The 20,866-nt window shown below is 64.9% G+C and carries 16 protein-coding genes and 1 tRNA gene; 11 read left to right on the forward strand and 6 right to left on the reverse strand.

Annotated features, from left to right (window positions below):
- Positions 1-47: 47 nt before the first annotated feature.
- Positions 48-617, reverse strand: coding sequence for a PPA1309 family protein (locus HMPREF1138_RS04795; RefSeq protein WP_021611819.1), 570 nt, complete (start codon positions 615-617; stop codon positions 48-50).
- 175 nt (positions 618-792) lie between these two features.
- Here HMPREF1138_RS04795 and HMPREF1138_RS04800 point away from each other — a divergent pair, with 175 nt between their 5' ends.
- From HMPREF1138_RS04800 to HMPREF1138_RS04815, 4 genes are all read left to right on the forward strand, one after another.
- On the forward strand, positions 793-3,831 hold the full coding sequence (locus HMPREF1138_RS04800; RefSeq protein ID WP_009057202.1) for a UPF0182 family membrane protein: 3,039 nt from the start codon (positions 793-795) through the stop codon (positions 3,829-3,831).
- 197 nt (positions 3,832-4,028) lie between these two features.
- Positions 4,029-4,883 carry a hypothetical protein gene (locus HMPREF1138_RS04805; RefSeq protein ID WP_081495973.1) on the forward strand — a complete coding sequence of 285 codons (855 nt, stop codon included), beginning with the start codon at positions 4,029-4,031 and terminating at the stop codon, positions 4,881-4,883.
- A 148-nt stretch (positions 4,884-5,031) separates the two neighbouring features.
- Positions 5,032-5,108, forward strand: a tRNA-Met gene (locus HMPREF1138_RS04810).
- A gap of 146 nt (positions 5,109-5,254) precedes the next feature.
- Positions 5,255-6,802 (forward strand): variant leucine-rich repeat-containing protein, encoded by a 1,548-nt coding sequence (locus tag HMPREF1138_RS04815; RefSeq protein ID WP_009057238.1) that lies wholly within the window; start codon positions 5,255-5,257, stop codon positions 6,800-6,802.
- 70 nt (positions 6,803-6,872) lie between these two features.
- Here HMPREF1138_RS04815 and HMPREF1138_RS04820 read toward each other — a convergent pair whose 3' ends face one another.
- A complete protein-coding gene (locus tag HMPREF1138_RS04820) occupies positions 6,873-7,565 on the reverse strand; it encodes an MgtC/SapB family protein (protein ID WP_009057214.1) in 693 nt (230 codons plus the stop codon).
- A gap of 333 nt (positions 7,566-7,898) precedes the next feature.
- On the opposite strand from HMPREF1138_RS04820, the gene HMPREF1138_RS04825 reads away from it, so the two are divergent.
- From HMPREF1138_RS04825 to HMPREF1138_RS04845, 5 genes are all read left to right on the forward strand, one after another.
- Positions 7,899-9,404, forward strand: coding sequence for an amino acid permease (locus tag HMPREF1138_RS04825; RefSeq protein WP_009057220.1), 1,506 nt, complete (start codon positions 7,899-7,901; stop codon positions 9,402-9,404).
- 159 nt (positions 9,405-9,563) lie between these two features.
- Positions 9,564-10,214: a DUF4232 domain-containing protein gene (locus HMPREF1138_RS04830; protein ID WP_039936954.1), complete on the forward strand. Its 651-nt coding sequence runs from the start codon at positions 9,564-9,566 to the stop codon at positions 10,212-10,214.
- 201 nt (positions 10,215-10,415) lie between these two features.
- Positions 10,416-10,691, forward strand: coding sequence for a chlorite dismutase family protein (locus HMPREF1138_RS04835; protein WP_081495974.1), 276 nt, complete (start codon positions 10,416-10,418; stop codon positions 10,689-10,691).
- A gap of 15 nt (positions 10,692-10,706) precedes the next feature.
- On the forward strand, positions 10,707-11,060 hold the full coding sequence (locus HMPREF1138_RS04840) for a hypothetical protein (protein WP_009057222.1): 354 nt from the start codon (positions 10,707-10,709) through the stop codon (positions 11,058-11,060).
- 168 nt (positions 11,061-11,228) lie between these two features.
- A complete protein-coding gene (locus HMPREF1138_RS04845) occupies positions 11,229-13,331 on the forward strand; it encodes a hypothetical protein (protein WP_009057216.1) in 2,103 nt (700 codons plus the stop codon).
- A 134-nt stretch (positions 13,332-13,465) separates the two neighbouring features.
- Here HMPREF1138_RS04845 and HMPREF1138_RS04850 read toward each other — a convergent pair whose 3' ends face one another.
- Complete coding sequence (locus HMPREF1138_RS04850; protein ID WP_009057204.1) at positions 13,466-16,234, reverse strand: glycoside hydrolase family 66 protein; 2,769 nt, start codon at positions 16,232-16,234, stop codon at positions 13,466-13,468.
- Positions 16,235-16,643: 409 nt separating this feature from the next.
- Positions 16,644-17,171: a hypothetical protein gene (locus HMPREF1138_RS04855; protein WP_009057213.1), complete on the reverse strand. Its 528-nt coding sequence runs from the start codon at positions 17,169-17,171 to the stop codon at positions 16,644-16,646.
- Positions 17,172-17,408: 237 nt separating this feature from the next.
- On the opposite strand from HMPREF1138_RS04855, the gene HMPREF1138_RS04860 reads away from it, so the two are divergent.
- On the forward strand, positions 17,409-17,723 hold the full coding sequence (locus tag HMPREF1138_RS04860) for a TfoX/Sxy family protein (RefSeq protein WP_009057233.1): 315 nt from the start codon (positions 17,409-17,411) through the stop codon (positions 17,721-17,723).
- Between the two features lie 115 nt (positions 17,724-17,838).
- On the opposite strand, the gene HMPREF1138_RS04865 is transcribed toward HMPREF1138_RS04860, so the two are convergent.
- Positions 17,839-18,390: an NAD(P)H-dependent oxidoreductase gene (locus HMPREF1138_RS04865; RefSeq protein WP_009057234.1), complete on the reverse strand. Its 552-nt coding sequence runs from the start codon at positions 18,388-18,390 to the stop codon at positions 17,839-17,841.
- Between the two features lie 131 nt (positions 18,391-18,521).
- Here HMPREF1138_RS04865 and HMPREF1138_RS04870 point away from each other — a divergent pair, with 131 nt between their 5' ends.
- Entirely contained in the window at positions 18,522-19,322 is an 801-nt protein-coding gene (locus tag HMPREF1138_RS04870; protein ID WP_009057229.1) for a sulfite exporter TauE/SafE family protein, read from the forward strand.
- A gap of 70 nt (positions 19,323-19,392) precedes the next feature.
- Here the strand turns inward: HMPREF1138_RS04870 and fumC are convergent, their stop codons facing one another.
- Positions 19,393-20,802, reverse strand: a complete 1,410-nt coding sequence (fumC, locus tag HMPREF1138_RS04875; protein ID WP_009057200.1) for a class II fumarate hydratase — start codon at positions 20,800-20,802, stop codon at positions 19,393-19,395.
- Positions 20,803-20,866: the final 64 nt, after the last annotated feature.

The following is a 20,866-nucleotide window of genomic DNA, read 5'->3' on the forward strand; positions in this document are numbered from 1 at the left end:
CCGGCCTCGTCCCTCTTGGTCCGGACGAGGCCGGGGCCCCGGCGTGATCAGGCTTCCTCACCCGTGACGGGCTCGAGAGAGGCGCGCAGCGCATCCACCAGCGCGGGGACCAGCGCCGAGCCCTGCCCGACCTTGTCATCGGAGTCGAAGGCGCGAGTGCGCAGCGCACACCAGGATTCGCCGCTGCGCATGACGCCGACGGCTAGGCGCACGTCCGTGCGCAGCGGGTGGTTGGCGACGAACGCGAGGGCCTCCTCCGGGTCCTCGGGAGCCTCGTCCTCCACCTCCGGGGGAACGACGATGCGCTCGACCGTGATCGCGGCACCCGGCACCGTCTCCGGCCACGCCAGGTGGGCCAGGACCTGCTCGATGTCATCGTCTGCCAGGTCCTCCTGGATAATCGCGCTCAAGTGTTCATCGCTGCCGTCCCAGCCCGCGCGCAGCTGCTCGGCAATGTCGGCCGGCAGGTTCGGGTCAGACAGCAGCAGAGCCGTCGGGACCAACGCATAGATGGAAGGCGCGTGATCCCACCCCACGCGGGCGGCGCCCTTCTCGATATCGACAACCACGTTGGCCAGCGCGATCTCACGCGCACTCGGCATCATCTCAACACTCATGCCCCCATAATCTCACGGAGAGCGGACAAAACCGAGACGAAGAACAACCTGCCCACCGCTAGACTGGGAACTAGCTTCCGGTTTAACAGAGAGGATTGCTGTGAGCTTCCCATTTTCGGTCTTCGGATCCGATCAGCCAGATCAACCGCGTCAGCGGCGAGCCCCTCGCGCCGAGGTGAAGCTCCGCAAGCCCGGCCCGGGCGCGATTACGCTGGCCGCGCTGGCAGTTATCGCCGCCGTCGTTTACGGGTCTTCCATCGTGTGGACGGAGATCCTGTGGTTCCGCCAGATGAGTGCCACGCGCGTCATCCTCACCCAGTGGGGCGCCCACTTCGGCCTCTTCGTCGTGGGCCTGCTGGTCGCGACCGGACTCGTGTACTTCTCGATGGCCTTCGCCTACCGTCACCGCGTCTCTTCGACGCGCGGGGAAGCATCCGCGGCGCTGCGCGGCTACCAGGAGGCGCTCGAGCCCGTGCGGCGCTTCGCCTTCTGGGGAGTCGCACTCTTCTTCGGATTCACCAACGGCGCCCGTCTGGCCACCGAATGGCGCACGCTCCTGCAGTTCCTCAACGCCTCGTCCTTCGACCAGGTAGATCCCCAGTTCGGCCTGGACATTTCCTTCTTCGTGTTCGTCCTGCCCGCGCTCAAGGTGCTCGTCTCCTTCCTCATGACTGTCACCGGTATCGGGCTGGCCGCCGCCCTCGTCGTGTCCTACCTGTACGGGACGATCCGCCTGGCCCCGCGCCCCCACGCCTCCAAGCACGCGCGACTCCAGACCGGCCTCATGGCAGCCACCCTCTCGGTGTTCATCGGCATCAACTACTGGCTGGGCCGCTATGAGCTGTTGACCTCGGAGAGCGGCTCCATCCACGGAGCCATGTACTCCGATATCAACGCCACGCTCCCCGCGCACTCGATCCTGGCGGTCATCTCCTTCCTGGTCGCTGCCCTCTTCGTGGTGGCCGCCTTCCGCGGCACGTGGCGCCTGCCCGCGACCGGCGTGGCCGTCACCGTCATCGCCGCCCTGATCCTGGCCGGCGCGTACCCCGCGCTCATCGAGCAGTTCCGCGTGCGCCCCAACCAGCGCACTCTCGAATCGCCCTACATCCAGCGCAACATCGACGCGACTCTGGCTGCCTACGGCCTCGATGACGTCGACTATCAGACGAACTACGACGCGGCCACCACTGCCTCGGCTGGGCAATTCGACAACGAGGCACTCACCTCTCAGGTGCGCCTGCTCGACCCGAAGGTCATCACCAAGACCGTCCAGCAGCTCCAACAGTCCCGCCTGTACTACGGCTTCAATTCGGGCATGAAGGTCGACCGCTACACGGTGGGCGGCGAGCGCCGCGACACCGTCATCTCCGTGCGCGAACTGAACCTCTCGGGCCTGTCCGCCGAGCAGCAGACGTGGGTCAACCAGCACACCGTCTACACGCACGGCTTCGGGGCGGTCGCAGCCTACGGTAATCAGCTCACGAGCGATGGCCTGCCCTCCTACTGGGAGCAGTCTGTGCCGTCTGTCGGCGAGATGGGGGAGTACGAGGAGCGCGTCTACTTCAGCCCTGGCTCACCCACCTACTCGATCGTCGGCGCCCCTGAAGGTGCCGAGCCCCAGGAACTCGACTACCCGGACGACACGGCGGTTGGCGGCCAGGTCTCCACGACCTTCGTCGGCAACGGCGGCCCCTCCGTGGGCAACACGTGGAACAAGCTCCTGTACGCCATCAAGTTCGGGTCCACCGACCTGTTCTTCTCCTCCCAGACCAACGAGGCCTCGCAGATCCTCTACGACCGCGACCCGCTCCAGCGCGTCTCCAAGGTCGCTCCCTACCTGACCCTCGAACAGTCCGCCTACCCCGCGGTCGTCGACATGGACGGGGACGCCTCGACCCCCAAGCGCCTCGTGTGGGTAGTCGACGCCTACACGACGACAAACAACTACCCCTACGCCCAGCACGAGACGCTCTCCGACGCGACCGTCGACTCCCAGTCCACCCAGATGGGCCAGTACGTGCAGGCCAACAAGATCAACTACATGCGTAACTCCGTCAAGGCCGTCGTCGACGCCTACGACGGGTCCGTGCGCCTGTTCCGTTGGGACGACCAGGACCCGATCCTGCGCACGTGGGAAAAGATCTACCCGGGCAGCGTCGAGCCCATGTCCGCCATCTCCGGCGACCTCATGAGCCACCTGCGCTACCCCGAGGACATGTTTAAGGTCCAGCGCAACCTGCTGGCCACCTACCACGTCACCGACGCGGCCGGCTTCTACTCGGGCGGTGACCGCTGGCGCCTCGCCGAGGAGACCTCGACCTACGGGGACGCCACCGCCTCAAGCGCGCCCTCCGCGGGCGTGGATGCGAACGGTAACCACGTGTCCGCACCGACCGCCCTGCAGCCCCCGTACTACCTGACCATGCAGATGCCCGGCCAGGAGAGCGCTGAGTTCTCGCTGACCTCCGTGTTCGTGCCCGGCGGTGGCGGCGAAGGGCGGCGCGAGGCCATGGCGGGCTTCCTCGCCGTGGACTCAGAAACGGGCAACACGCCCGGTCAGGTGCGCGAGGGATACGGCAAGCTCCGCCTGCTCGCCCTGCCCTCGTCGACGACCGTGCCCGGTCCAGGCCAGGTCCAGAACAAGTACGACTCCGACGAGAAGATCGCCACCCAGCTCAACCTGCTCAACCAGGCCGATTCGACGGTCATCCGAGGCAATCTCCTGACGCTGCCGGTCGGCGGCGGCCTGCTCTACGTGCAGCCCGTCTACGTGCAGGGCACCGGATCGGCGTCCTACCCCGTGCTTCGCTCGGTGCTGACCGCCTTCGGCGACAAGGTCGGCTTTGCCCCGACGTTGGAGGAATCCCTCAGCCAGCTGGTCGCGGACGACGGAACGTCGACGACGACCACCCCGAGCGGCGGGGGAGGCGCCCAGCCGGGCACCTCCACGACCCCCGGGGATGCCAGCACCCAGCTCAGCCAGGCCGTCAGTGACGCCGCCCAAGCCATGCGTGACGCCGACGCGGCGATGAGCAAGGGCGACTGGAGCGCCTACGGCGAGGCCCAGACGCGCCTGCATGATGCGCTGAACCGCGCCGAGGAAGCCCAACGGGCCCAGAGCGGGGGAGCAGCGAATAGCTCCGCGACCCCGGCTCCCACGCCCTCGGCGGCTCCCACGCCGACCCCGTCGGCGGGTGCGCAGAGCGGCTCCTAGCCCGCGTGCGTCGATCGCGCGCCCGGCTTCGCCACCCCTTGCGGGTCGCGGGCCGGGCGCGCCCCATATGCGGGTGGCGTCGGTGCCCGATCGGGAACAGTCCGTCTGTGCCTGTCGTCACGTCGGTGACGCGCTGCGGATATGATGGGCATCATGTGCGCTTACGCGCGACCGATACACGCGGAAGGAACCTGCCCATGAGCAATCCTCACATCCCGAACCCCCAACCCAACCGTTTCGGCGGAACAAGTGGGGCCGTCCATGCTCCCGGTCAGTTCTCCGTTCCTGTCCCGGGGATCCCGAACCAGGGCGGCGGCCAGCCGGTACCCGCACCGCAAGCTTGGGGACAGCCGGGGCCCTACCCGATGGCACGGCCCGCGCGCCCGCAGCTCTCCACGCGCGTGCGGTTGTGCCTGAGGCTTGAGCTGGTCCTTTCGGTAATCGCGCTCGTTAACAAATTCATTCCCTATCTCTTCGACGACTTGAGCATCTACTTCGAGCGTTTTACGGACATCTGGTTCTATGAGTCGGTCATTACCTACATCGTGGTGATTGTGCTGTCCGCTGTCGCGCTCCGAGGGCGAAGCAAGGCAGTGCGCTACGCTCTGGTCGGCGTCGTTCTCGTGTCCTTCCTGCTCCTTGACCCGGTGCTCGCCGTCTTGGAAGGTGGGACGTGGTACTGGCTATTTTTACCTCCGACGCTGGATCCGTCGGTCTTTGGCGATCATTGGTATGCCTCCTTGCTCGTTGTGCGTGGGGTTCTGATCTGGCTGATCGTGCGCTCCATTCTCATCATTGCCATTGTCCTTGCGGTGCCTGATCGGCGTCCCTCCGCTCCCGCGCCCGTCGGTGGCCCCTTCGTGGCTGCCCCCATGCAGGGTGGACACCCGGCACCCGGTGGTGCGGTGCCGCCCCACGGCGTGAACCCCGTTGCCCCTCAGGGCATGTGGCCCGCTGCCGCGCAGGGGGCTGTGTCGGCTCCCGCTGCCGCTCCTGCTCCCGCGCCGGGGATCCCGCAGCCTGGCGCCGGTGCGGGTAGCCCTGATCAGTAAGGCGGGGTTGATCTAAGGAACCGATGAGCGCCGCCCCGGCCTGAGGCCTCCGAGACGAGGTGCGGGTCGGGGCTGTGGTGCGGAGACGTAGTTCACGGCCCCTTTGGTTGAAGCGTCTTGATCCTGGTGGTAAGGTTTTAACCACCGACGCGGGGTGGAGCAGTTCGGTAGCTCGCCGGGCTCATAACCCGGAGGTCGCAGGTTCAAATCCTGTCCCCGCTACCACCACAAGCCCGGTCCCGACAGGGACCGGGCTTCTTTGCTCGCCGCGCGTTTCATCGTTCGAACGTCTTGACCTGGCGGCAGACTCACGCGATAGTATTGACTGTTCGCCATCAGGAACTGCACTTTCGGGTGCGAGAGGAATACAGATGAGCACTATCGACCCGTCGCAGCTCAGCGCTGCTGACATGAGTAATCCGGCACTGACCGCTCAGGACCTCGCCGATATCACGGCCGCGCGTCCCGACCTGCGCCCCTACGTTGCGACCCACCCGTCGCTGTACCCGGCGCTTGGGCAGTGGCTGTCCGACCAGGGTGTCGTCCCCGCGCAGCCGCCGACCGCCGAGCAGGCTGTGTCCGACCAGGCCGAGGCCGTTGATGAGGCTGTGGCCGCACAGATCGCGGCTGTTGATGAGGCCGTAGCCGAGCAGGGCGCGGCTGTCAACGAGCCCGTTCAGCAGGAGCAGGCGGGACCCGCGACCGACGCGACACCGGTCCTCGGCGAGAACCCCACCACCGACGCCCCCGCGGTGTCGGACGAGGAGCTCGAGCGCACGATTACCGAGGGTGCGCGTGAGAAGTCTGCCGCCGAACTCGCAGCCGATGGTCAGACCCCCGCCGCGCAGCCGCAGTATGGCCAGGCTCCCCAGGGTCAGCCGCAGTACGGGCAGGCTCCCCAGGGTCAGCCGCAGTATGGCCAGGCCCCGCAGGGTCAGCCGCAGTACGGGCAGGCTCCCCAGGGTCAGCCGCAGTACGGCCAGGCTTCCCAGGGTCAGCCGCAGTATGGCCAGGCTCCCCAGGGTCAGCCGCAGTATGGCCAGGCTCCCCAGGGTCAGCCGCAGTATGGCCAGGCCCCGCAGGGTCAGCCTGGTCAGTCCGCCGGTCAGCAGCTTGGAGCTGCCGCTCAGCAGTTCGGCGCCGCCGCAAATACGGCCTTCAACCAGTTCCAGAACGCCGTTGTTTCCGAGACCGGTAAGGTCAGTGGTCGTTCCGTTCGCGCGACCTACGCGCTGATCGGCGTCGGCGTTGCGGCTCTCCTGGTCCTCATTTCGATGGTCCTGCCCTACGTCTCCCTCTTCGGCTTCCACGAGTCGCTCCTTGGCGGCGGCGGCTGGTTCCCGGTTACCTTCACCCTCCTGCTTGTGGGCACCGTCGCTGTTGGTGTCGCCTACTGGTTCACGAACCAGAAGTGGGCGTTCATCACGACGGGTGCCGGGTCGATTCTCCTGGCATTCCTCTCGGTCATCTTGACGATCTATTCCATGGTCGAGATCGGCGTGAGCTACCTGTCGATCGGCGCGTTCCTGTTCCCCTTCTTCTCCCTTGCCATGGGTGCCGCGGGCGGCGTTCTGCTCCTCGAGCTCAAGGCCGGCAAGGTTGCTCCCGTGAATGCAACTCCGGGTGCCTTCGGCCAGCCGGGCCAGTTCGGCCAGCAGCAGGGCTTCCAGGCGGGTCAGTCGGCCTTCGGTCAGCAGCGTCCCCAGCAGCCTCAGTATGGCCAGCAGGGGCAGCAGCCTCAGTATGGCCAGCAGGGGCAGCAGCCTCAGTACGGCCAGCAGGGCCAGCAGGGGCAGTACGGCCAGCAGGGCCAGCAGGGGCAGTACGGCCAGCAGGGGCAGTACGGCCAGCAGGCCCAGTACGGCCAGCAGAACCAGCAGGGTAACCAGCCCTACAATCCTTTCGGTCCTCAAGCGTGATGCGCTGAGTGCCTGAGGGCATGAATGAGGGGCTCGCGGATGAAACCGCGAGCCCCTCATTCTCTTGTGCTTACTCGTCGTCTTCCTCGGTGACGTCGACGCCGGCGACGCCGTCCAGGTCCGACAGGGTGGTCACCAGGAGGGACTTGGAGAGGTCCTGGCGTGTCGACGCGGTGAAACGTGCGACAGACATGCGTTCGGTCGAGTCGGTGCGCGTGGACACGGAAGACACAGCCCAGCCCAGCGTCCCGACCTGCGTCAGGAGCGAGGAGAGGACCCCGTGCCCGGGGGAGTAGTGGACGCTCAGCGTCACCTTGTGTCCGTGGGCGCGCATGAGGATGAACTGGACGAGAGGTGTCAGCAGGGCGATGACGATGAAGTGGAGGGCGGTGCCGGCGATGGCGAGCCACCACAGTCCGGCCCCGCACGCCATGCCGATGGCCGCGGTTTCCCAGATGGTGGCGGCGGTCGTGAGGCCTCGGATCGCGCCGTGTCGAGTCAGGATGATGCCGGCTCCGAGGAAGCCGATGCCGGAGACGATCTGGGAGGCGACGCGCGAGGGGTCGTAGCGGGTGATGCCGTCCATCAGGATGTCGGAGAAGCCGTACTTGGAGATCAGCATCATGAGGCACGCCGTCATGCCGACGATGGCCTGGGTTCGGATGCCCGCGCTCTTGCCTCGGATCTGTCGTTCGAGGCCGATGGAGGCCGACAGGACGAGGGCGAGCAGCATCCAGCCGATGCTCGCAAGTTGGTACGTCATGGTCCCTTCTTTCGTTGGCGCGGGGAGGGTTTCAGTGTAGCGATCCGAGTGCGCCAGGTCTTTGCGCCGCGCACGGTGTCCTTTCCCTCGTGCCGAACGCGATGGGTGGGGGTGACGAGGCAGGGGAGAGGCGGCGACAAACCGGACCGCGGCGCCCCGTGGTGTGTTACGTCAAAAGTGTTGACAATACAACGAGATGTTGGTGAACTCACGGGAGTGGCGAGCGCGACCCGGCCCTGGCCTCGTTAAAGACCGAGGAAAGAACGTCCCAATCTCGACACAAGAATTAGGGACTAAGATGGGACTCACGATCGACAGATGAGGACCCCATTCATGGAAACCCCCACTCCCGATGACATCGCGAGCGAAGTCCGCCAGCGCTCCAACACGCAGCTCAAGCGTGGCCTGGCGTCGCGCCACATGCAGATGATCGCCATCGGCGGGGCGATCGGCACAGGCCTGTTCCTGGCCTCCGGTGCCACGGTCGCCAACGCCGGCCCCGGCGGCGCCCTCCTGGCGTACGCGGCGATCGGCCTCATGGTGCTGCTCCTCATGCAATCCCTGGGCGAGATGAGCGCCCACCAGCCGGTCGCGGGCTCCTTCCAGACCTTCGCGACGAAGTTCATCTCCCCGTCCTTCGGGTTCGCGATGGGGTGGAACTACTGGTTCAACTGGGCGGTGACGGTGGCCGCGGACCTCGTCGCCTCGGGCCTGGTGATGGCGTACTGGTTCCCGTCCGTGCCCTCGTGGATATGGGCGGTGCTGTTCCTGGTGATCGTCGTCGGGCTCAACGCCCTGTCGGCGCGCGTCTACGGCGAGGCGGAGTTCTGGCTGGCGGCCATCAAAGTCGTCATCGTCGTCGTGTTCGTCATCTCCGGCGTCTTCATGATCGCGGGCGTCATGGGGACGAATTCCCCGGGCCTGTCGAATTGGACGACCGGGGATGCGCCCTTCCACAACGGTTTCGTCGGCGTTATCGCTGTCTTCATGATCGCGGGCTTCTCGTTCCAGGGGACCGAGCTGGTCGGCGTGGCCGCCGGCGAGTCGGAGAATCCGCGCCGGGACGTGCCGCGCTCGATCCGCACGGTGTTTTGGCGCATCATGTTCTTCTACATTGGCGCGATCGCGGTGATCGGCACGCTGTTGCCCTACGCGGATCCGAGCCTGCTCAGCGCCGCCGACGACAGCGCGAACAACGTGGCGCAGTCCCCGTTCACGCTGGTTTTCGCGCGCATGGGGATCGGCGCGGCGGCGGCCGTCATGAACGCCGTCATCCTCACGTCGATCCTGTCGGCGGGTAATTCGGGCCTGTATGCGGCCTCGCGCATGTTGCACTCGATGGCACTCAAGGGACAGGCGCCAGCCATCTTTGCGCGTGTCACGAAGGGCGGAGTGCCCGGTTATGCGATGGCGGTGACGACGGTGATGGCGGCGTTGGGCTTCCTCACGCAGCTGGTTTTTAACGACGCCTACATTTGGCTGGTCAATATTGTTGGCATTTCGGGCATCATCATGTGGTTGGGGATCGCGGTCAGTCATCTTCGATTCCGTCGCGCGTACTGGATTCAGGGTTACCTCTTAGAAGATTTGCCGTACCGGTCACCGTTCTACCCGGTGGGTCCGATTATCGCGTTCATCATGTGCCTGGTGGTCATGGCGGGGCAGAACTACGAGGCCATTATCCATGGCCAGGTCTGGGAGGTTGCCTCCTCCTACATTGGCCTGCCGCTCTTCGGCGTCGTGTGGTGGGGCTATCACCTGGTGCGCAAGGACCGCCTGGTGTCTTTCGAAGAGATGGACGTCGCGCCCGTCAAGATTGAGCCGGTTTCCGGCAGCTGAGTGGTCGCGGGAGGACGTCCTTCTTTGCTCGCGTGGGCGGATTGGGAATTGACGAGGCAGGGGTGGCCCGCCGCTCGCGTGGCGGGCGCCGCTTGTCACCAGTTCGTAACGACCGGCGTGGCGAGGGGGACACCCGCGTCGCTTCCATAGGATGGTCGCATGATTAATATGCGACGCTTCCTTGCCGTGACCGCACTGTCCGCCCTCGCCTTGGGCGTCGGCGCCTGTTCGCCGAAGGACGGCCAGCCCGAGTCGGGGGCGACGTCTTCGCCTGCGACGCCGAGTGCTTCGACTTCCTCTAGCGCGGCGCCCTCCCAGAGCGGTGGGGCTGGGCAGAGCGGTGGGGCCTCCCAGAGCGCGTCCACCGATAGGGGAAACCAGGCGCCCGACGTGGACGTGAGTGACAATGAGGCGCGCTGCGACCTGTCGAACCTGCAGGCATCCGTGGGTTCGCGCCAGGAGATTGGTTCGACCACCTATGTCGAGGTGATCTTCACGAATGAGGGGTCCTCGTGTTGGATCAGCGGTTTCCCGCAGGTCCTCTTCGCCTCCGGCGGGGCGACCGTCTCCGAGGCGGCGCGCGACGGCGAGGATCCGGGCAACGTGTACACGATTCCTGAGGGTGGGCGCGTGGGCGTCACGCTGACGGCCGAGTCGGTGGACGGCGTCGATGGGTGCACGGCTGCGGACGCCGACCAGGTGGACATCATCAACACGAACGGGTCGGGTTCGACGAGCTTGCGCCTCTCTCTGCGGGTGTGCCAGGAGATGGCCTCCGTCGCGGTCAGTCCCTACGAGCCCCGTTCCTGATCGACCCCTGACAGTGTGAGGGTGGGCGCCGAGGCGGTGATGGCCGCCTCGGCGCCTGCTCGTTGGGCGATGGTGCCTCGTCGCCTTCGTTTGTCACAGGGGCTGCCTTCGTGTCGCGCAATGATCCAGGAGGGGCGATGCGTCAGGAAACGTTCGCATCCGTGCGCGATCGGCCTGGCATGACTCCCCTGTTCGGCGTCGATGTCGATACGCGCCCACCGAGTCGCTGGCTCTGCGCTGTCTTTTTGCTCGCGTAGCCCCTGGCGTGAGGCGAGGCGCAACGTGCCTGTCCTGTCCACGTTTGCGATGTCGGATTTTGACTACATTGTTGCTGTTGAAGCTGATACCCTGGACCGGCTGGAAGGGGTCACGCACGCCCAGCGCTACACCAAGGAGCGCTCATTCGTGCGTGAGGATGGCCTCTTCTTCACGGGTCCGCGCGTGAGCCTCGCGCAGTGGGCGATACGTCAACCATGATCACAAGGAGACACCATGGGTTTTACTGCTAGCACCACGCAGGCGTTCCAGTACAGCCTGCCGTACCAGCAGGTCTTCAACGCGGCGACGAGCGCGCTGCAGGCCGTCAAGAAGGCGACCCTGACCGGCGCGGACATGAACGCCCGCTTCATCACGTTCGAGACACCCTTCACCTTCACCTCCTACGGTGAGCGCTTCGTCGTCGGCTTCATCCCCAACGAGCAGGGCGTCATCGTCGAGGTCACCTGCACCACGAAGGGCATGCCGAACCTCATGCAGGATGGTCGTAACCGCAAGCAAATCGCGCGTTTCATGGATGCTCTGTCGGGCCTCGTGCAGAGCGCGCCCGTTGAGGTCACCGCGTCCTGACCTGTCGTGTCCGTTACGGTGCTCCCCGGTGTCGATACGAGGCCGGGGAGCACTTGCATGTGATGCGCGCCTCATAATCGCAACCCAGGTTCGAATGTGACAATTGTTCGGTAGCTGTAAGCTGATGCACAAAATTCTTCTATCAGTGCTGACTGAAGGGTAGGCATCATGGCGCGCGGCTATCGGGCAATTCTGGAACTGGAAGGCACGGAAAGCGCGAAGCAGACCGCCGACCGTCTCTTTCACGAATGGGCGCACAAGAAGTACCCGCCCGGCGGCTCGCGCGCGGGTGTGGAATGCGACGCTGAGGGGATCTATCGATTCGGAGAACTCACCTCCAAACGGGACGAGACAGCAGACGTCGTCGCGACCAGGCTGTCAGAGACGTCAGAAGATAAGCACTACGAGCGCCAACTCCTGGAGATGGTCGAGCGCAGAGAGGGCGGCGACCAGTGGATCATGCGCGTCTACGCGTTGCACGCGACCAAAGAATCCAACTACGACCAGGTGCTGTGGATCGAGGTGACCCCTCCGCGCGAGGGTGAGTGGGACGCGAAGCCACCCGCCCTGGTCCGCGACCTCATCACCGAGGGCCACTGCCACGACCGTGGCATGCCGCTGTCGGACTCCCCCCAATCCGTCGCCGACGAGGAACAGGTGGAGCAGCTGATCGGCTGGATCCATGATGAGCGTCGGCGCGCATCCGTCGTCGTGGCCGCCCCGCTCACGGACGGGAACGACTCAGACGCCCTCGAGGCGGAATACCGTTGGAAAGACATCCTGCGTTCCCTGACGAAGGACTCCCTTGGCTGCGCGTCCTACTTTCTGCTCTCGCCCGAGGCCTACCGCCAGTTCCATGCCCGGATCGGGCAGGGGTGCGCCATGCCCAAGGGAAGCCTGCGAACCTACCTTCCTGGCTTTCGCTCAGACGAACCAACCGACAGGCTCCGCCACAGAGTGCTGACCGCGGGCACGCTGCTGCGCGGCTACGACGAGAAAAACAAGCGATTCCGTTCCGAACTGTCCGCCATCATCGCGCGAACGCCCTGCGAGTACCTGTGGGAAAACGGCCTCGATAAGGAGCTTCGCCGGGCCCAAGCGCTCCTGGACAAGAAACGCCTGACGGTGCCGACGTTCCACCCGCTGCGTGAGAGCGCGCGGACGGTGAAACTGCTCGACGAGAAGGTGCGTCAGCGGGTCGCCGAGTCTTTCTCCGTAGCCGCCAGCGACGCGAGGGGATCGGCCGAGGACTCGCGCGAGCCTGCTCACGAGGCGCAAGAAGGGCTCGCCCCCCAGACCCCCGAACGCGAGGTGGGTGCCGGGTCAGCGACGTCCGAGCCCGCCCCGCAGCGCGGCCAGTCCCAGCACTTGGCGTGGTACGAGCCGCTGCGCCGCCTGATTCGCCGCTTCCTGCCCGCGTTCAACCCGCGCTCGCACACCGAGCTGGAAAGTGGCGTCGCCGCGCTGGAGAGCGGCCTCGACGCCATGAATGAGACGCACGCACAGCTCGCGCACAAGCGAGCCGCACTTGAGGACGAGCTGCGGGTCGCGGAGGAACTGCTGGAGGAAGCGTCGCAGCAGAGCCAGGAGATCGAGGAGCTCAAGGAAGAGAAGAAAACACTCGTCGACCAGCTGCTCGAGATTCAGCAAGAGAAGGAGAGACTGAGTAAGAGAAATCGTTCCCTCGAATGGAAGCTGAGAAACCCTGATGCGAAGGACGGCGAGCGTGACTTCGTTGAGGAGCAGCTGGATGAAAGCCCGCAGAGCATGTCGGAGCTCTTCGACCGCATGACGCAGGGGAAGTACGAATCAGTCACAAGATACGTGGTATTGAGCGACCCTAATGCCATGGTGGATGACATCATGAAACTCGAGGAGCTTCATGGCAGCCGCTACGTCGCCGCCTTCTGGAGCTACATCCTCGTCTTGCGCGACTACATGCGGGCGCGCGAATCTGGCGACTTTTCGGGAGGCAATGTTCACGATTACCTGGCGAATCCGCCCGACGGATACCGCACCTGTTCTGCCTCGCGCCACAAGTCGAACGAGAGCGACACCGTCAAGGGAAACGAGAAGATGCGCAGGGAACGCACGAGGCCGGTGCCTACAGAGGTTGATCCCCGAGGTGAAGTCGAGATGTGGGCGCACTTTGCTCCCACTCACTGTGACCAGAATGCGCCGCGTATGCACTACTACCCGGATACAGAAAAGACACGCAAGGTCTACATCGGCTACATCGGACGTCACCTGACGAACACGAAGACTAACTGAACGTCAGGGACGCGACTCGGCCCCGGCCTCGTCCATTCACGAGGTCGGGGCCGAGTCCTGGGCAGCGCGTGAGCCCGCGCGCGCCCAGCGAGGAGCCGCCCTGCCGGGTAGTGCCTATCCCAGCGAGTGCTCCGCTACTTGCCTGCTGGCGAGGGGAGGCTCCAGCGCTGCGACGGCGAAGAGGACGAGCACTGCGAGATGACCGCCTGCGTGCCCTCCTGCGTCGTATCACCCGGGATCGTCAGGCACAGGCCGGACGCGCGGTTGACGAGCTGGCCGGAATCGTTGCGATCCCACATCTGGGACTCAAGCGTCGGGTAGCACGTCCACATGTGCGCGACCGTGCCCTCCTCGGTGAAGCCGCCCACCACGTCGACGCAACGATCACCGATGCGCAGGTGACCATCCTTGTACGTGACGGTCTGCGCGTCGGAGTTCCCGGCGCAGTTGGCGTTCAACACGGGGGTGCCATCCTCGCCCTTCGGGTCCTTCGACGTCAGGCACTGGCCGAGGTCGTTACGCACCTGGCCGGTGACGGCCTCGCTCGTCGTGGTCGCGGCGTGCGACCCAGCCGCGTTCGCGGTGGGAGAGAAGACCACCATGTCCCACGAGGAGAGACGACCCACGTTGAACGTGATCGTCGTGCGTCCCTGCTCATCCGTGCCGGTCGTGAAGTCGAGCGGCGTCGGGCGGCCACCGTCGTCGTCCGGGCTGACGGCGAAGACGGACGCGGGGACGGCCTCGCCCTCCTCCAGGTGGTAGGTGACGGACGTGTTATCGAAGGGGAGGATCCGCTTGGCTGCGTTACGCCAGTACTGGTCGTTGCCGTCCTGGTCGTCGGTGCGCAGGTTGATCAGGTGCAGGGCCGTGCCCGCGTCGGACGTCATGGTGTTCGCCCAGATCGTGTTCGCCGCCCCGTCCGTCGAGGTCGGCAAGCCCACGCCGTTAGTTGTGACGTCGACCTGGCGTTCCTTGCGCGTCAGGTTGTCGCCGTAGAGCAGGTTCTCGTAGGCGGTGGAGATGTTGTAGTAGTTCTTCATCCACGCCTGCAGGTCCGTGGACATGGAGCGTCCCGAGTTGACGAAGAACTCGTTGTCGAGCATACGCCCGTAGTCGCCGAGCTCCAGGTGGTGCGCTCCGTTGGCCGCGAACGCCGCGTCCGCAAGCTTGACGGAGTCCGTGTTGAACTCTCGGAAGGTGATGCAGTCGATGTTGACGGGCGTGTACGTCCTATCGGTGGGGACCCAGAAGGAGATCGTGTGGACGCCGGGCGTGAGCTCGACGGTCTCGGTCATGTCATCGGTCCACGTGTAGTAGCTACCCGTCGTGTTGAAGTGCACGTACTTGATGAGCTTCTGATTGGGCGTGCCCATGTCGAGGATCATCTGGTGGTAGTTGGGGTCATCGTCTTGCCTGGCGTAGCGCGTCGTGAACGTGAACGTGCCGCCCTGGCCGGCGTCCACCGTGAAGGTCACGGTGGAGCCGCCCTGGGAGAAGTCGCCCGCGTATGCGCCGCCCGACGCGGAATCGTCACCGGAGAGGATATGGGCGCCACCGCTCACGCTCGCCTGGTCGGACTCGGCCTCGATACGTGTCCCCTCATCCGGAGTCACGCCCGGATGGATCGTCTTTTTAGAATCCTTCGGATCGGGCAAGGAGATCGTGGGGTCGTAGTTGTTTGCGTACGCGGCCACGATCTGTGGCTTGTTACCGGCATCCTTGCGAGCGTTTTGCAGGTAGGACGCAACCTGCGCGTTTGTCTCGTTGTGATCCCACAGCTCGGTGTACATGTAGGCAGCGGATGCCTTGTTGATCTTCTCGCTGCCTGCGCCATCGGGCAGGTTGATGCCCACCTGGCCGCCGACGTTCTTATACGTGTCATCAACGAGGGCTGCTAGGCCGTCGGTCAGGTCAACAGGATTGCCGGAGGCATCCTTCTTGGAGGTTTGCCCGAGCGTGTCGATGTGAGTGCCGTCGAATTTGAATTCGGTCTTCTGCGTCTTGTATTGCCCGGTGATGTAGGTGCGCCAGTCTTCGTTGTTGACGTTCATCATGAACTGGTGACTCTTGGGCTTGTCCACGCCCTTGGGGGTCGGTACCCACCACTGCTCGCCGAGGTCGCGCACCCAATAGGATCCGTTGTCCTCGCGCAGACGCCACTCGTCTTTGATTTTGTTCGTGTCGTAGTTGTCGTTTGCCGCGTACGCCATCGAGTAGGCGAGAGAACCCATGTTGGCGTTCTTCGCGTCTTGGATGTAGTCGGTGATTGTCTTCTTCGACGCGTAGGTGTTGGCGTACCACAGGGGCCACTGGTTCTCGAGGTCGCCGGTGGCGACGGGCTGCTCGTGGCGATACTGCCAGTCGTAGTACTGCAGCGCGTTGATGTGGTAGTCCTGGCTGAGCTTGTTGATGTAGTCCTGGGGCTGCTGGAAGAGGAAGGACTCGTAGGTGGTATTCCCATCCGTGCCCGCCGGTGCGGTGGGCTTGAAATGGGAGAGGTAGCCCATGCGCGGGAAGCGCGTCCAGCTGGAGGAGACGTCCAGGGCGGTTTCGGCGTGCGTGCCGTCCGCGCCGGTCGCGGTCACCAGGTATCCCTGGTTGTTGTCGCCCGGCGTCGTGTAGGGCCAGGTGGCCTTGCCGTTCTCGACGGTCGCGTCGCCCGAGGCGACCTCGACGCCGAGGTGGCTGACGGAGAAGTGGACGGTGCCGTCTCCGCTCGCCTCGGCCGTGATGGTCGCCTGAGTGCCAGGCGTGTGGGTGGATTTGTCCGTGTAGGCGCGGGTGACGTGCGCCGTGCCCGTGGCGGTGGCTGGTGTGGAGTTCGGCAGGGGTAGGGCCGTGGCTACGACCGCGGTGCCGAGCACGATCGCAGCAGGGATGGTCAGGGGATGTCGTGTCTCCATGACGTGTCTGTCCTCGTAATCGTTGATGAGACGTCCCGGTGGGGGAGTCATGCGCGTGAAACTGCGCCCATTCAAAGGTAAAGCGATTTTTCAGTAAATTAACCGACAATATGGTCAAGCTGAACAAAAGTGTCCCGCAGTGCGGACAAGTAAAATCGTGGGTTGGTTGAATTTCCAAGTATTTGTCAGGCCTTGTAGGTTTGCAATCTGCTGTTTGGTCGTTTGGTCCTGAGGTAGCCTGGCGCTATTGTCTAAAAGTGTCTAACAGGGCTGCGGTGGGGGAGTGTCCTGAAAAGTTGGGTTTTCTGAGTCCGTTTCGCTTGCGCTGTTCTCATTGACGAGGTCGGGGCTGGATTGTGCCTCCTGCCTGGCGGTGGGGAGTGGACGAAGCCGCTCCCGAGACAACGGACTACTGCTTGTCGGTGTCGGCTTCGGTAACCCCGGTTGCGTCCGTCGGGGTGTCTGCCTCTGTGTCTTCGGATTCGCTGAGGTTCTCGGTTTCAGCCGGATCGGTGGGAGTGTCAGAGGCGCTGGGCGTAGCAGTGTCTCGTGGGCTCAACCAGTAGAAGAACTCGCGGAGTCCCCACGCGCACAAGGCAGCGACGAAGTGGTAGGGCAGCCACTGGGTCACGAGCCCCCAGTTGGAGTCCACGAAAAAACCTGAGACTATCCCGCCCAGCCACCACAGGACCGCCACGTCGGAGAATACTGCCCCCACGATGGCGACAGGCTTCCACCATCCGGCCTTCTCGAGGAACTTTCGGGTGATGGCTATCAACACCTGAAAGAAGGTGAAGAAGCCCAGGAAGCCAAAGAAGTAGATGAGGGCCAGGTCCATGGCATACGAGAGCGGGAGGCCGACCAGGAAGATCACGTGGAGCACCAGGTACCGGACGAAGAAGTTAACAATCCCTCGTGGGTCACGCGTATCTGTCATGCCCCCATCCTAACGGGGCTGTCAGGCGCGAAGTCCAGGCCCTGACGACCCTTGCGTCGCGGTGATACTAGCTAGCCCTGCAGCCAACCGCGGCCCCGTTGATCAATGAACGAACGCGATCACAGGGACTGCTCACAGGCTCCTATACTGTTCTCATCCGCCACAAAAGAGCAAGGCCGCTGAATGCAGCGCAGGATCAGGCGAGCGTGGCGTTGAGCGGGAAAGCGAGGATGAACGATGGCGTCCACCAACCAATACCTGGACTTCGTGCTCGACCTGCTGGGCGAGCTGGATGACGTGGCGCACCGCAAGATGATGGGCGAATACGTCCTCTACTATCGGGGCAAGGTCGTGGGCGGCATCTACGACGACCGCTTCCTGCTCAAGGTCACGCCTGCCTCCGAACGGCTCCTGCCCGGCGCCCCGCGCGCCACCCCCTACGAGGGAGCGAAGGAGATGCTCCTTGTCGAGCTGGAGGACCGCGACACGCTGCACGACGTCGTCGATGCGATGTGGGTGGAACTGCCCGCACCGAAGAAAAAGAAGAAGTAGACGCGAACCCCGGATACAACCGTCAGGTTTGGTGCAAAGACGAGTCGGCCCCGGCCTCGTGACAGGAACGAGGCTGGGGACGGGTTCTCATCCCGCCTGACGGCAGGGGGGCAGCTCAGAGGGCGGAGACGAACTTCGCGAGGCGAGCCGCGTGCTCGCGCGAACGCTCCACCATGTCGGCGCGTGCCGCCTCATCCGTGCGATTCGCGTAGGAGACCCCGAACAGCGGCAGGCTCCCCGCGAACTCCATACCCGTCAGCGCGCACGTCGCCATCGCGGGAGCCAGGAAGCGGTCGAAACCGCCCGGCTGTGCGGAGTAGTAGGACTCGCCGGCGCCTGTCGTCACCGACACCACCAGCTTCTTCCCGGCAAGCGCCGTCCCCGTCGACCCGTGGCTGAAGCCACGCACGAACACGTCCTCCACCCACTTCTGCAGGAGCGAAGGCCAGCCGTACCACCACAGCGGATACTGCAGGACGATCACGTCAGCGGCGGCCAACTTCGCCTGCTCAGCCGCGACGTCAATGCGGTAGTCGGGGTAGAGGTCGTCGAGCTGGTCGACGACAGCGCCCGGAATAAGGGAAGTCAGCTCCTCCACGATGGTCTTATTCGCGAGCGAATCATCTCCGAGGCGCGGGTGACCCGACACAATCAGAACGTTAGTCATTGCGGCATCCTTTCGTTGATGCGGGCAGTCTATCCCCGGCGACCCATCGAGGAACAGGGCGAGAGGGCAGGTTTCGCGCCCGGTGAAGACACGTCTCAGGAGGGGGACGTGGAGGAGACTACAGTGGAGACATGCCCGACACAGACACCCAGCCCCTGACCCCGCGCCGCATCCTCCTCGTCATCGCGACGGGCGTCGGCGCGGGATTCCTCTCCGGACTCTTCGGGGTGGGTGGCGGCCTCGTCATCGTGCCAGCCCTCATGGCCGTCCTGCGCATGGACCAGCGCCGCGCCTCGGCCACCTCCCTTGCCGCCATCATCGTCACCGCCGCCGTCGGATCGGGCACCTACGCCCTGCACGGCGAGGTCTCCTGGGCGGGCGGCGCGCTCCTCGTCGTCGGTGCGCTCGTCGGCTCACAAATCGGTGTGTGGCTCCTGCGGCGCCTCCCCGCCCCCACGCTGCCCTGGATCCTCATCGGCTTCACGCTCTTCGTCATCGTCTCCCAATACCTGCAGGTCCCCACGCGCGAGGGGGTCGTCTCGCTGAGGCCGGCCTCGTGCGCGCTGCTGATCCTGGTCGGCGTGTGCGCCGGCATCCTCTCCGGCCTGGTCGGCGTAGGCGGCGGATCCGTCATCGTGCCCGGTATGGAGCTGGCCGTCGGCGCGGGAGACCTGATCGCGCGCGGCACGTCCCTCTTCGTTATGATCCCCACCGGCATCGCGGGCACTGTCACCAACCTGCGTCACCGCATGGTTGACCTGCGCGTCGGCCTCATTGTCGGCGCCTCCGCCGCGGCCACCGCCCCCGCCGGGCGCCTCGTCGCCACGCTCGTCTCCCCGAGCGTCGGCGCCATCCTCTTCAACATCTTCCTGCTGTCCATCATCGCTTCGACGATCCTGAAAATGCGCAAGAAGGCGCGCGCCCAGGGCTAAACGAACCGGCCCCGGCCTCGTACAACGAGACCGGGGCCGAAGCGTTTGCCGCTAGCGCGCCTGAAGCGGATCACTCGTCGGCGGCGCTGGGGTGCGTCATATCGGCGGGAACGACCCACGCGTCGAACTCCTCGGCGGTCAGGAAGCCCAGCTCGAGGGCGGACTCGCGCAGCGACAGACCCTTGTGATGCGCGTTCTTCGCGATCTTGGAGGCCTTGTCGTAGCCGATGTGGCGGTTCAGGGCCGTCACCTGCATGAGGTTAATGTCCAGGTTGTGCTTGATCTTCTCGTAGTTCGGCTCGATGCCATACGCGCAGTGCGTATCGAAGGACACGCAGGCGTCGCCCAGCAGGCGGATGGACTCCAGGACGTTCCACGCCATGACGGGCTTGAAGACGTTGAGCTGGAAGTTGCCCTGCGAGCCGGCGAAGCCGACCGTCGCGTCGTTGCCGAAGACCTGCGTGGCGACCATGGTCATGGCCTCGCACTGGGTCGGGTTGACCTTGCCCGGCATGATGGACGAGCCCGGCTCGTTCTCGGGGATGATCAGCTCGCCGATGCCGTTACGCGGGCCGGACGCGTACCAGCGCACGTCGTTCGCGATCTTCATGAGGGCGTCGGCCAGGACGCGCAGCGCGCCCGAAACCAGCACCAGTGCGTCGTGCGCGCCCAGGGCGGCGAACAGGTTGTCGGCCTGCTTGAAATCGATGCCGGTCTCCTCGGAGATCTTCTTCGCGGTGAGCTCGCCGAACTTTGGGTGAGCGTTCAGGCCGGTGCCCACGGCGGTGCCACCGATGGCCAGCTCGCGCGCACGCGTGTCCGCGTACTCGATGCCGTCGAGGGCGAAGTCGATCTGAGCAACCCAGCCGGAGATGACCTGGCCCAGGCGGATCGGGGTCGCGTCCTGCAGGTGGGTGCGGCCCACCATGATGACGTCGTCGAACTCCTTGGCCTTCTTGTCCAGGGTGTCGCGCAGCTGGCGCACGCGCGGGTACATGTCGTGCAGCTCGGAGACGACCGCGATGTGCATGGCGGTGGGGAAGGTGTCGTTCGAGGACTGGCCGCGGTTCACGTGGTCGTTGGGGTGCACGGGGGACTTGGTGCCCATGGTGCCGCCCGCGAGCTCGATCGCGCGGTTGGAAATGACCTCGTTAGCGTTCATGTTCGACTGCGTGCCCGAGCCGGTCTGGAAGACGACCAGCGGGAAGTTGTCGTCGAGCTTGCCGGAGATGACCTCGTCGCCGGCCTGTGCGATGTAGTTCGCGATGTCGGCGGGCAGCTCGCCCAGCTCGGCGTTGGCCAGGGCCGCGGACTTCTTCAGGATGCCGAGGGCGCGCACCATCGGGCGACCCCACACGAAGGTGTTGCGTCCAATGTCGAAGTTGTGCAGCGAACGCTCGGTCTGAGCGCCCCAGTAGCGGTTCGCGGGGACCTCAACGGCTCCCATCGAGTCGGTTTCGGTGCGGGTTTCTTGTGCCACAGGTGGCTCCTTCGCGTAGGGCTTACGTACCCCCCTAGGATAGCGCCGAGCGCGCTGTGAGGCG

It is taken from the genome of Actinomyces sp. ICM58 (assembly GCF_000283035.1).
Taxonomy (GTDB): Bacteria; Actinomycetota; Actinomycetes; order Actinomycetales; family Actinomycetaceae; genus Pauljensenia.